This is a genomic window from Armatimonadota bacterium (assembly GCA_018268395.1).
Classification (GTDB): Bacteria; Armatimonadota; Fimbriimonadia; order Fimbriimonadales; family Fimbriimonadaceae; genus JAEURO01.
Window position 1 is genome coordinate 474,263 of record JAFDWQ010000003.1, and the last position, 12,396, is coordinate 486,658.

13 protein-coding genes are annotated in these 12,396 nt (G+C 55.7%); 8 read left to right on the plus strand and 5 right to left on the minus strand.

The window, feature by feature from the left end:
• The first annotated feature begins 122 nt into the window (after positions 1–122).
• From JST30_07695 to JST30_07705, 3 genes are all read left to right on the plus strand, one after another.
• Positions 123–1,148 carry a hypothetical protein gene (locus JST30_07695; protein ID MBS1714205.1) on the plus strand — a complete coding sequence of 342 codons (1,026 nt, stop codon included), beginning with the start codon at positions 123–125 and terminating at the stop codon, positions 1,146–1,148.
• Between the two features lie 864 nt (positions 1,149–2,012).
• Positions 2,013–2,225, plus strand: coding sequence for a hypothetical protein (locus JST30_07700; protein ID MBS1714206.1), 213 nt, complete (start codon positions 2,013–2,015; stop codon positions 2,223–2,225).
• Between the two features lie 94 nt (positions 2,226–2,319).
• A complete protein-coding gene (locus JST30_07705) occupies positions 2,320–2,898 on the plus strand; it encodes a hypothetical protein (GenBank protein MBS1714207.1) in 579 nt (192 codons plus the stop codon).
• Between the two features lie 4 nt (positions 2,899–2,902).
• On the opposite strand, the gene JST30_07710 is transcribed toward JST30_07705, so the two are convergent.
• Both JST30_07710 and JST30_07715 read right to left on the minus strand, forming a co-directional pair.
• Entirely contained in the window at positions 2,903–4,594 is a 1,692-nt protein-coding gene (locus JST30_07710; GenBank protein ID MBS1714208.1) for a type IV secretory system conjugative DNA transfer family protein, read from the minus strand.
• Positions 4,595–4,600: 6 nt separating this feature from the next.
• Complete coding sequence (locus JST30_07715) at positions 4,601–4,861, minus strand: hypothetical protein (GenBank protein MBS1714209.1); 261 nt, start codon at positions 4,859–4,861, stop codon at positions 4,601–4,603.
• 187 nt (positions 4,862–5,048) lie between these two features.
• Here JST30_07715 and JST30_07720 point away from each other — a divergent pair, with 187 nt between their 5' ends.
• A complete protein-coding gene (locus tag JST30_07720) occupies positions 5,049–5,879 on the plus strand; it encodes a MobA/MobL family protein (protein ID MBS1714210.1) in 831 nt (276 codons plus the stop codon).
• Here the strand turns inward: JST30_07720 and JST30_07725 are convergent.
• Both JST30_07725 and JST30_07730 read right to left on the minus strand, forming a co-directional pair.
• Entirely contained in the window at positions 5,876–6,358 is a 483-nt protein-coding gene (locus tag JST30_07725) for a hypothetical protein (protein ID MBS1714211.1), read from the minus strand. The two genes, JST30_07720 and JST30_07725, sit on opposite strands and share 4 nt — an antisense overlap.
• 376 nt (positions 6,359–6,734) lie before the next feature.
• Positions 6,735–7,001, minus strand: coding sequence for a helix-turn-helix transcriptional regulator (locus JST30_07730; protein ID MBS1714212.1), 267 nt, complete (start codon positions 6,999–7,001; stop codon positions 6,735–6,737).
• Positions 7,002–7,278: 277 nt separating this feature from the next.
• On the opposite strand from JST30_07730, the gene JST30_07735 reads away from it, so the two are divergent.
• Positions 7,279–7,842 (plus strand): hypothetical protein, encoded by a 564-nt coding sequence (locus tag JST30_07735; GenBank protein ID MBS1714213.1) that lies wholly within the window; start codon positions 7,279–7,281, stop codon positions 7,840–7,842.
• A 1,125-nt stretch (positions 7,843–8,967) separates the two neighbouring features.
• Here JST30_07735 and JST30_07740 read toward each other — a convergent pair.
• Positions 8,968–9,825, minus strand: a complete 858-nt coding sequence (locus tag JST30_07740; GenBank protein MBS1714214.1) for a hypothetical protein — start codon at positions 9,823–9,825, stop codon at positions 8,968–8,970.
• A 954-nt stretch (positions 9,826–10,779) separates the two neighbouring features.
• Here JST30_07740 and JST30_07745 point away from each other — a divergent pair.
• The 3 genes from JST30_07745 (at position 10,780) to JST30_07755 (ending at position 12,288) form a co-directional block, all read left to right on the plus strand.
• Positions 10,780–10,938, plus strand: a complete 159-nt coding sequence (locus tag JST30_07745; protein MBS1714215.1) for a hypothetical protein — start codon at positions 10,780–10,782, stop codon at positions 10,936–10,938.
• Between the two features lie 104 nt (positions 10,939–11,042).
• Positions 11,043–11,585, plus strand: a complete 543-nt coding sequence (locus JST30_07750) for a hypothetical protein (protein ID MBS1714216.1) — start codon at positions 11,043–11,045, stop codon at positions 11,583–11,585.
• A complete protein-coding gene (locus JST30_07755) occupies positions 11,521–12,288 on the plus strand; it encodes a hypothetical protein (GenBank protein MBS1714217.1) in 768 nt (255 codons plus the stop codon). Before JST30_07750 ends, JST30_07755 begins: the two co-directional genes overlap by 65 nt.
• Positions 12,289–12,396: the final 108 nt, after the last annotated feature.

Consider the following 12,396-nt stretch of genomic DNA (forward strand, 5'->3'; position numbering starts at 1 on the left):
CCGGATACCATCAAGCGCCGCAGGTGATAACTGACCCACACTCCGAGCTATGGTGGCTGACCGATGCACACATTCCCAGCGCGTCATTCAAATTGAGGCGCAAACGATGGCACGACAAGTGCATGGACGCCCACGGGCAAACAGCGCACGAGTGCGGACATGGCATATGGCAGAACCAGCTTTATGCTAATCGCGATCAAGATAGTTTCCCCGGGGCATGTCAGTGGTGGAGCCGTTACCTTAATGTCGGCTATTGCCTTGCATCTCAGCTCATAGCGCGTGCAAACCTTGTGGAAGCCGAACGAGTTGCTGGAACGGTCTGCCGCTTCTGCGATCAACTCCTGCCGGCACAAAATGACGAGTGCACTCGCAAGATCATTTTCGGACGGTTCAAGGCTCGTCGCTACGAATGTGGCGCCAGGAGGCGCGGGATGGTCAGCCATTACATCGAGGACACAGATCGTGATCGTCAGTTGAGCGAATTGTTTCCCGGGATCATAGCTGAACTACTTCAGGCGAAATTTGAAAATCTGGTGTTCGATGAATTGGAGGCTCCAAACTCGCAAACGGGACTTCCCGAGCCGCTTGCAATGCACGACGATTATACGGAGTGTCACTTGGAGGTAATGTCGGATTGTGTGCGGCTCTACTGGTGGATATCCATTGTTTACAGATTCCAGACACCAGATTGGATGAAGGCTATAGAAATCTCAACCACCGAGTCGACCAGCACAGGCTTTGAGTTTTGTGCCCAACAGTGCCGCGACTTCATCGAACTATACCGTATGCACTCTTTTCGATCCGACGGTAGCCCGAAACTAAGGTTCCGCCCTGGCCTGTTCGACAGCTATGTTAGAGCCAGATCGCTCTTGGAGGCAAAGGAAAGATCCTCATTGATAGAATTGACCGCAAAACTCGCCAATTATGCAAGAGACAATGCCCAGGCGATAAACGCAACTACAATGGCCTCACTGGTCGAAACAGCCATGGGACTAGCCTACCTCATCGAAGACGGTGAGTGCATGATGCCAAGCGAATTTGAAAGGGAAGCCACCATGCGTGATCTCTCGAGTAACTCATTTTGGAACGCATATGATCACCTAGATCACGTGGGTCGGCGCCTCTTTGGCTTTGATGAATTGAGATAGTGCAGCTATTGGTTTGGCTGTTCTCGTGCGATTTTCGCCTTTAGCCAAGGAATACTGGCAGAATAGTCTCGCCCAGTCACAGAACCAATAATCATTAGGATGTCAGGGTCGTCTAGAGATACATTCATCTTACTTGATAACCGACGTACAGCGGCGAAGTCTTGTTCTGAGAGTCGGATTGTAAATATTGCGTATTCACATCGATCTGCATCTTCGTAAACTGGCTCGTTGCAGTCATGCATCAACCCATGAAACCTGGTATTGCGAACAATTGATCTTACGAGATTCAAACTGTCCTCCCCAGTTGCTTGATCAGTGTCTTCTTTCTTGTGTTTCAAGTTAGCACCATGAAAATGATTCCGCAAGCTTCTCAGTGTTAACCCAGCTAAAGTGCGATATGGTATGGAATGATACGCCGAAAGAGGTTGACAGGATTACTGTTTCAGCGACGCGGAAGCCAGAGTTGTGGTCGTCTTGTGTAGGCACTTGCAGATAAGGTTACCATCGAATCAGTGCTCTGCTGGGCCAGGTTGTCCTGATTATCCCGCACGTTCCTTCCGCTTAGAAGAGGATCTAGCGTACAGTACATCCGCTGCGCTCAATTTTCTGCGAATCGGAAGCGTCAGTTCACCTCACGCCTTTATTGGCCAGGGGAATCCCGCCAATTTGACGACCTGTGCCAGACGCGGCTGCTCTCGCAAGGGTACAGCCCCTAGCCCTGCCGCCATCTTCCCCCAGTTTCAGTGCCCTGCCAACCTGGGGACACCCCTATGGCTTCGCGCCCTTGCACTCACAGCCCTTTGCGCCTGGCCCTCTACGGTCATCGGCGGGAATTCACTGGCCGACCAACTAAGGAGCAGTACCATGAAGAAGCACCTCACCGCGTACGCCGTGCGTCAATCAGAGAACGGAAAATCCTACTGGACCCGCATCGGTCCAGCCTTCGCGATCAAGGGAAATGGAGCAGCCGTGATCCTCGACGCACTACCAGCGCCTGCCGACGGCAAGTACAAGATCGTGCTCTTTCCTCCGAAGGAAAAACCGGACGCGACCAGCACTGTCGTTTCCTTCGAATAGCAGTCAATCGACCCGTGGCAGGATGCTACGGGTCGCTTTTCTTCTGGTAAATGACGAAGGGACGCTAAGACCATGCTGCGTATAAACTCATCAAGTGACCGACAGAGAGATGAACTGGCGCCGGGCCATGAACCAGTCACTCGGATTCATCAAGAGCCGTTTCACGCCAAGTGACTATCCGGATCGCGCTGTCGCTCAACGTGACTTTACGTTGGAGCTCGGTCAAGAGCACATCGAAGCCATGGAACGTCTCGACGACTTGGACGCCGAGCGGCGTTCAACCTTCACCGAGCAATGGAAGGCAAGCGAACGATCACGCATTCAAAGAGATGCCAACGCCGCCGTCTCGCGCGAACTCTATCCCGCGCGTCAAGTCGAGGTTCACGAACCTTATCTGAAGGAACTGCGCGAACTCGCGGACGACACCAACCAACGCTTCCTGCTCAACCCCGACTTTCAGGCCGCGAGGATCATGATGGAGACCAAGATCTCACAGCGCAGGGAAGAGGTCGAGCGGATCTTCACGGAGACAGAGCGCGAGCTCAACGAGCGGTTTGGGATCACCGAGCACGAAACCCAACCGCGCAAATGGGAACTGGTCGACGCCTTTCTCTCAAAGATTCAAGACCAGAAGTCCCGCCAGCGCGAAGACGGGCACGACTTTGACAGATAAGAGCTCAGAGCACAGTCAGCAGGCTGACGTGCATCAGCGGCACGAACACCCACTCTGACCCGCATGTGACCGGATCAAAGCAAGCCTCACGGTACCCCAGCATGTCGCCTTCGACACAGATGTCTTTGTCTGGATACTTCGCTGCGATCGTCGACGCCAAGGCGTCTTGATCGAAATTTGATTGAACCTTTTCCGCGCGCGCCGTGGCAGCAGGTCTCAGGAGCGGTTCCTCGTCCGATGGCCAAGTGCCGAGCTGTTTAGGCGAGCGCGGCGTCCCGTAGGTCGGGTTGGGCAAGAGCCGTCCTTCGAATGCCTGGTGCGACCTAACGTCCAGTTTCGAGATCCAGGCGGGGCGATAGCCCCTGACAAAGGCGATCAAGTCGTTTTGCGGTAGAGTGCGCACCTCGTCGGGTTTCAGCAGGTCACGCTGGACGAAGGACAACATCCCTGCTGTAGGCAGCATCGCGCCGTGCTGGCCGATGAACTTGCTCACATACTCGGCGGTGTGCTGATCGTTCACGTTGAAGAACACATGAGCGCCGGCACCGGCGAAGATGCCGTGATAGCCTGGATCCGGCCAAAGCTTCTGCATCTGGCTCAAATACTGAAAGATCAGTGCGAACCTTCCGCCGGTACCCTCTATAAAAGCCATCGATTGCTCGACGACCGCGAGGCGACCGACCGCAGCAGCATACTCATCGAGCATGAAGAGCACGGGCGGCACGTTTTCCACGAACGGTGCTCGGAGCGTCGCCACGATACAACAGCTTAGTACCAGCCGTATCCAGGGAGAATAGAGCTCCAACTTCTCGAACGGGCAAACGATGAAGACCGTTGTGCTACCCTGCTTCAGATCGTAAGGGTGAAAGTCTGAAGTGCGTAAGTGGTCGTGCCATACCGGGCTGTTGAGCCAGGCCAAGGAACGAAGCGCCAAGGAGAGAAAAGAGGCCCTTTCTTTCAGGTTGACCTTGTCCCACCAGGTTCCCGTCTTCGAAATGACATCGCGCAATACAGGGTCAGGATGCTCGTTGAGAGTCAGGGCCGAAAAGATCTCGTCCAGCGATCCTTCAAGCCCACCGCCGATCCGGGCCAACATGATCAGGTTCCGGTCCTTGCGCGGGACGAAGAAGAGCAGGTAGGTCAGCAGTCCACAAAGGATCGCTCGGGCACCGTCGCGCCAATGCTGCTCCTTCTCCCCTTCCTTCGGTACCAACAGCGCGTCCGCGACCATGCCCACATCGTCCAACACTTCAGCGTAATTGGCATTGTCGAAGACCGACAGAGGGTTGAAGCTGTGGATCGGGACCGGATCGTCCATACCGTAGCTCTGCAGCTTCTGCGTCGGGTCCAGAACGACGACGTTCTGATTCATTGCGCCGGATCGGTGGCGGTGCGCCACCGCGGCGTTCTCCCCTTTCGGATCCGTGACCACCATGCTGCCCTGATAGCCTGCGAGATTGGCCTGAACGAATCCAACCCCCTTGCCCGTACGCGGAGGGGCAAGCACAATCACATGCCCTTGCCGGTTCAGGCAACAGAGCCAGCCGTCTTGGTTTTGGCCCAAGATGATGCTCCCGGGACGATAATCGTAGAGATGTAGTTCCTCGGCCTCCTCCGCCGTCATCCAGCGCGCGGAGCCGTGCGCATGCGCATTGAGCTCTCCGCCGCCACCCGTCAATCCCGGAAAATGTGCCATGGCTTCCTACCTCAGATTGCTTGCATCCAAATTGAATAACTGCCGGTCGCGCGGCTTCATCAGTCGCTTGGACAGGGCCTTTCGGATGAACCGGGCGAACTCTTCGTGATCCGCCATCTCAAGCATTACGACCGCCCCGATCAATATCTTCCGACGTGTGTCGTCTTTGCGCGACTGCATACGGTTCCTTGCCGCCAAGCGTTGGATCTCGGCGTCTAGCTGAGCCCGCTTCTGTTTCAACACTTCAATCCGGTTCTCAGCGCCCATATTACAACCTATGATTGTATCATAGATATGTCGTCAAGTCACAAACATCAACCGTTGATGAACCGAGCGCAGTAAGGGCGCACTTATACGTTGCTTCGCAACGGTGCGGCAGGGCCTTGCCCTGCACCCATTAGTTGAATAGGGAACACTCGCGAAAATGCAAGGATACTATCATCTGTCTGTCTCAGTGATCGGAAGAGGACAAGGCCGTTCGGCAGTCGCTTGCGCAGCCTATCGGTCAGGTACAAGGATAAAGGACGAGCGATATGGCAGGACGCACGACTATTCCTTTCGGACAGGCGTGCAGCTGAGCGGCGTGTCAGCGCCGCAGAACGCCCCTTCTTGGACCCGTAACCGGTCAGATCTTTGGAACCAACTTGAAGCCTTCGAAAAGCGCAAGGATGCGCAGCTCGCACGGGAGTTTGTGCTCGGCCTGCCACACCTACTCAGTCTTGAGCAGCAAGCGGAAGTCCTGGAACGGTTCATCCGATCCGAATTCCTCGCACGTGGTTTGGTAGCCGATTGGGCGATCCACGACGCGAACCAGTCCGGAGACGTGCGCAATGTTCATGCACACGTGATGGTGACCATGCGCACTTTGTCGCCTGCAGGCTTCGATCCCATCAAGGAACGGGAGTTGAACACGCCGTTACAGCTGAATGCATGGCGGGCGAACTGGGCCGAAGCGGTGAATCAGGCCTTTCGAGAGCATGGCGTACTCGACGCAGAAGGTCGACTCTTAGAGGTTGATCACCGGAGCTACGAAGACCAGGGTCTCGCACTAGAGCCGACGTACCATATGGGTGTTCATGCCACGGCGATGGAGCGGCGAGGCAAGCTCACGGAACTCGGTGAGCGCAACCGGTCAATCCTTAAACGCAATGAGATGCAGCCCGACTGCGCCGATAGCAGGCGGCACGGCGCGGTCCGTGGTTTCCTGTCTAGCACGAGGGCCAAGCAAAGGGAAGCACACGATCGTGAGCGGAGCGACCAGTATAACAGCGAGATGGAACCTTAGAGATGGCCGGAGCTCGTAGTGAAGGCACTTTGGACATAACCGAAAACACGTTCTGCTGCCGGTTCGGAGTACACCTCCAGATCCTTGCGCCACTGTTTGTCATCGGCTCCGCCTAGACTCTTAGCAAAATTACCAAGGCCCAGTTTCGGCAAAAACATGTCTGCCACTTTCCCGAGCGTCTCGGCACCGTTTAGTGCAAGCGGATAGCAGATGCGTAGTGTATTGAAATTCAGGACGGATCCCCAGAATTCGTTCCCGTCCAGATGACGTGCTAGAAGGACTGCCCCTAGACTGCCTTCCTGAAGAGACCATCCCTGAACCTTCATAGTGGGGAAGATCTCCGTCAATGATGCCACCATTCCAGGAGGATTGACTTCATACAGGGCGACGTTGGAAATTACCAGCCCGCCACTGTGTCCATAGCGGTCCTTGGGAAGGATGATCTTCTCACCAGCAGGGATCACTTTGACAAGACCCACGAACGCTCTAGTATATGGGCCGTAGGCATTGCGCTCGAAATTCAGCCATGGCATGGACCAATCGTACAACAGCAAAGTGTCTCACGAACTTCCAATGTCATAAGTCTAGCCATCTTACGGGCCTCATTGCCGCGAGCCTTCGGCTATTGTCCACTTTGGTTCTCACACTTGTTTCGTGACTGCAATGGCTAGTGCATCCAAATCTTGATGGGAAGGAACAACTGCGGCGACGACGACGCGCCTAAGCCGCCGACTTGTCACCGGACGAATGGTCGGTCCGTCCATTCAACGAATACCCAGACCTAACAGTGACGCTTGTCGGGCGACCAGCGCAAGCCGCTTCTGAACAGTAGTCCAGGCCCACGATTGGTGAGGTTCACGGCAATGAGCCTGGCTCGGTGAGGGCCTTCGCGTACTCATTGAGGGCTTGCGGTACGGTCAACTCGAGGGCGCGAACGATGTCCACCAGCTCGACGACACTGACACCGCGCTGGCCAGTCTCGATCTCCACTATGAAGTTGTGGCGCTTTTGGAGTCGCGCGGACAGTTGGCGCTGGCTCAAACCTGCCTCCAAGCGCCACTTTACGATGAGGCGCAGCAAGGCATCGTGTTCGCGGCGGTGAACCGTGTTTTCCGAGCTCACCAAGGCAAGATGACCGTTGGAGTGGTAGGAATATGCTACCATAGGATTCCACTTCGGTGATGCTATGAAGACCAATTCTAATCCCTGTGCTCTACTGGGCCATTTTCTGCTCTTCCTCACGATCATTCCGCTTGCTCTTGGGTGCGGGGGCAGCTCAGCCTCGGGCGGGAGTGGCGGTGGCGGGACGACCGACCTGGCGATCGCCTATGACATGACGGGATTCTCTGGGACGCTTCAGACGGCTTTGAGCGAGTCCGCCTCACCTCAGACTGTCAAAGTGAACGTGAACGGTGTCCTCCGGACGGTGAGCAACGTGATTGTGGCCAAGGACATCACTGCAGGAAGTCAGGTCGTACTCTTGAGCGAAGGCTCTAAAGTCGTCAATGCCGTCATACCAAATGCAGGACTGGGAGCCACGCTAGGTCAGACCTCCTTTAAAGTCCCTCTTTCTCCGGACGGAGTGCTTCAAGCTAGCGTAATCGCTCAAAACCTGATCGAGATGACCACGCCCGCTGCCGAATGGCAGGGTCAGTCGTTCTCGAATGGCTTTCTGATCCGCTTCTTCAGCGCGACACAAGGCGACCATCACGTCCGCGTCGATTCAGCAATGAAGCTCGCAAGTGACGTACGGACGCTAACTGGAACGCTTCCCGTCACTTACACCTCGACAGCTTCCGTAGACTTTTCGATCAAGTTTACGGGAACTGACCTGTCCTACATTGAGTTCGCCATCGATGGCATTCCGGCTACAGACGGCACGCTCGCCGCTCCGTGGAAGACGACGAGGCTTACGACAGGAAAACTCAACTTCACCAACGCGATCGTGAGCGCTTTCTTCTAGCCGCTGCTCCAGCCTGAGAAGTCGGCGACAAATCGTGCGGCCGCCGTGGCGAGTTCAGTCGCCATGAGAATCCGATACCCGGCTATCTCAGGCTGCGAGATTGTAGGGGAGAGCAATAAGATCTCGACTATCTCATGCCGACTTCACTCTAGTGATTTCGGCCGATTCTTCGGTCGCAAACGTCACGAGTCGGACGGCGCAAGAACGCTCCGCTTCGTGTCGGAGAACGACGGTGGCCTGACCATGGGTGACCTCCTTTTAGGTGGCCGGGCTGAGAGGGGACGGCTTGTGCCCGTTTGCAGCCCGGTTCCCAAGGAACTTGCCTTCGTCGCTGGAGCTGCGCGGAGGGGTCTCACGGCCATGGACGTGGTTCTACCCTGCTTCGTGCATCGGGCGTCCTTTTTTAACGTTCCTTGCGGAACCAGGGCAACGCCGCACGAACCATCGGCCTTGTCCTGGCCACCCAAGCGAGTAGTCATCCTTGGTCTTTCCACCCGTCGCTCTTCGCCTGGCCACCCGCTGGCCAGGGCAATGGTCTGTCAATGTAGCTTAGGTAGGAAATGCGGCGTCAATCGTGCCACACTAAAGGAGCAGGTCCGTTGCCACCGCCGGACCAACAGTACTTTGCCGGTCCAATTCTGTTTGTCGCAACCTTCGTTAGCGCACATCATCAATACAGGAGCGCTCTGCTATACTTTTCGAGACAATAATCCACATCCAAAAGAGAGGGCAGCACCTCCGAGGAGCGTGACGTTCAACATGACCGAAACTAGCAAGCTCTCATGCGACAAAGATTGTGACGGATTAGCAAGTTTCAATCCAATCAAGAGTGCTGATGCTTGCGACAAAAGGTGACATACCAGTAATGCTGGAATCAAGTTGGCACCCAAGGACTTACGCTCAGTCACTCTGTCTCTCAAGCGAACGCCGCATACGTAGCACGCTATGGTATTAATCGTTAGAACACCGAGTAGTAGTCGGGGGCTTGGCAACCACAAAAACAAAGATGGCTCGGCAAGAAGAAGCAAACATCCGACGATTATGATCGACTTTTCAAGTGCCCGAAGCGTCTTCATCTGGTTTTAGTTCCGTTCATTGGCCAACTGGCCGTCAGCTTCCGACAGACTACGTAATCAAATTGCGACTTAACCCAAGACATCTGGCTTGTTCCTCTATCCAGCAATTGGGCCTTGGATGCCTAATGCACCATTCCGTGGCAAATGTGTCGCAATTCTTAATTTTGACAGGAGGAGTGCCGGGCAAAGGAGGAAACGTCGGAGCTACTCCCGGAGGCGGAAGAATAGGGGGGTCAGGGCTTGTCGGAGGCAAGCAGGGCTGTTTTATCGGCGGCAAACTATTGCATGGCCCGTAAGGACTATTCATACACCATAGGTAAAACAGAGTTGCGTTAATAAGCAGCATCAACAAAGCGGCGGCACCGAGTATCAGCAGCAATGGCCCACAGACGAAGGCGCACGTTCCAGCCGTAAAGATTGCGCATGCCAAACAAGTAGCGAGGGCTCCGCCGACCAGCCATCCAGCATTAAATGTGGCTGCCAGCAATGCATTATCAAAACAGCAATCATCCTTTTGCTCCAATGGAGTCATTGGGCGCAGACCTAAGTAGTCCGTGTTTGAAACAACCTTGCCTCCGACATAAGCGTACTGGGCTTGGAATGGCCAAAGCGGATCTACGGTCATCCACCGTCCCTGCGCGGGTCTGTAATGCCTGGCCCGAATGTACAGCCTGGAGCCGTCGTCATAGTAGCCCAGCGTCCCCACGAAATTGAAAGGTGAGCTGCCCGAGCCCGTGGTCGTGCGGACCTCGCCGTACGGCCAATAGACGTAGGTGGCCTTGGTCGTGGTGGCGTCCTGGAGGGCGGCGGTCGATCCCAGGGTGTCAGGCCTGTAGAGCCGCTCCGTCCCGTTCCGGTCCTCGTGGAGGACCACCCCGTTCACCACCGTATACCGGGTCGTGGCCACGGTTCATTGTAGCCCAACAACAGCTGAGTCCTCTTTTGAATAGCCTAATCGGGGACGTTATCGTTCATTCAGTCAGGTCTAGGCTCTGGCAACGTCTGATGGTGCCATTCGCGAGCCCGGCGTATTCCCGTTCGTCCCGGAATCTTCCAAAGTAGGCCAGCGAGCAATGGGGTGAAGGAGCGCTCCTTGGCGACGTGAATGGTCGTCTCCCGCTTCAAGGTGCTGACCTTGGTTATGGTTCCTAGGGTACAATCGACATGGTTGTGCTGGAAGGGACGACGAAGAAGGTGCACTACCTGATCGGACGCGACTCTTCGGGTTATTGTTTTTTGTTGTCGTCCAGAGCATGTCTTGTAGTTGTTGTCGGACGAGCTGCCCCGGCAAGTGTCGGATGCTCCGCATTACAGCTGCATACAATCGGTCCGCGCCGCAAGTTCATACATGCCCTAAGCGACGGGCGCGCCAAGGACGCAAACTGCAAGATCAACAGCTCGCTGCGAGTAGAAGTAGGGAAATGGGAATTGCTGAAGGGATGGTCGAGGTCGAACACCCCTTCGTCTCGATCCTGTTGCCGACACGCCATCGGCCCGGGGCATTGCGGCGCAGCGTGGCCTCGCTCGTCGATCGGGCAGCAGGCTCGGTCGAGATTTTGCTAGCCGTCGATGACGACGATGGCTTGACCCTTGATGACCTCGGGCAGAGTCCTATTCCGGGTTCTCACTTGTTTGTCGGACCTCGGCTCGGATATGCAAACCTCCACATGTACGTGAACTTCCTCGCCGCACGGGCCAACGGCGACTGGCTGTTCCTGTGGAACGACGACGCCGTTATGGAAACGCTGCATTGGGACGTCGTCGTGGCCTCATTCGGTGATCGGTTCGCCGTGCTAAATCCGGACTCGAATCAGGCAACCACAAGACGTCTTCGTGTATCTCTCCGATCGTGCCAGCCCTCATGTTTAGAGAACTTGGCCACCTATCGCGCAGCAACCACAACGACACGTACATCGAGCATGTTGCTAACCGTCTCGGCATCCGAACGGACGTGGAGATCTACGTGCGGCATGAGCGGGCCGACCTCACGGGCGACAACGATGACGACGTGTACCACTAGCGCCAGTTTACGACGGGCGAGTTTTTCGGACGAGAAATGCAATCGTGGATCATGGCAGACGTTGAGCGATTGCGGCCGCTGGTGCAGGAGTGGGCAGACAGGAAATGAAGTTAGGATTCGTCGCTCTCGGAAAGTTGGGGCTGCCCTGTGCGCTCGCGATGGAACACTACGGGGGTCACCGTGTCTTTGGCACGGACACGAGCAAGGAGGTCCTCGGATACGTCCGTACTCGGCACATTCCATATCGAGAGGAACAAGCGCAAGGACTGCTCGATGAGTCATCGCTGGAGTTGTGCAGTACCGACGAACTCTTCGATCAGTGCGATCTAATCTTTTTGGCCGTGCAAACTCCTCACGGTCCGGAGTATGAAGGTGTCACGCCACTGCCCCCCATGCGCGCGCACTTTGACTACCAATACATTAAAGCTGCGGCAGCCGATCTCTCTGCCGCCGCCGACCGGCTGGCACGGGACCGTGAACCTGGCCCTCGTCTCAACGGTGCTACCAGGGACGATCAATCGGGAGATCAGGCACCTACTATCGTCCAGAGTGCGATTCTGCTACAATCCGTTTTTCATAGCGATGGGCACGACCATCCCGGATCTTATGGATCCGGAGTTCGTCCTCTTGGGGTCGGAAGATCATGACATTCTCGAACTGATGCAAACTTTGTACGGGAGCCTACATGGGCGACCGATGTTTTGCACAACCGTGTGCACGGCCGAACTCATCAAGGTCGCGTACAACACGTTCATCGGTATGAAGGTCGTGTTCGCGAACACGATGATGGAGGTCAGCGAGCATGTGGGCGCGGACGTCGACGACGTTACAGCCGCCTTGTCTCTCGCGACGAAGCGTCTGCTCAGTCCGAAGTACATGCGGGCGGACATGGGAGACGGTGGCGGATGCCACCCCCGGGACAACATCGCCATGTCCTACCTCGCGAGGCAATTGGGGTTGAGTTTCGACATCTTCGAGGCAATCATGGCGGCCAGAGGCCGACAGACAGAATGGATAGCGAACCTAGCGGTGGCAGAATCGCGAAACAGGGATCTGGCCATCGTAGTGCTCGGAAAAGCATACAAGCCGGAGACAAACTTGACGGTAGGCAGCCCTGCCGTATTGTTGGCAAACTTGATCGCCGCTCAAGGCGGTGCCGTTGCAGCATACGATCCGTTTACGGACGGTGAGGCGACCGACGTATTCGTCAAGTCCGCCGTGTTCGTGCTGGGAACTAATCACGAGGCGTTCCACGCGGTCAAATTCCCAGAAGGATCTGTGGTAATCGATCCTTGGCGTGCAATATGTGCTCAGCAGGGTGTAGCATTGGTGTCCATTGGGCGCGGCTAGATCGAAGCTCATGCAAAGGTTCTTGCCACGAGTCCGCGTGGCGCATCCCAGTTCAGCCTAGATATCTCCAATGGGATAAACCGGTGTAGTCTTAATCACTGAGAAACA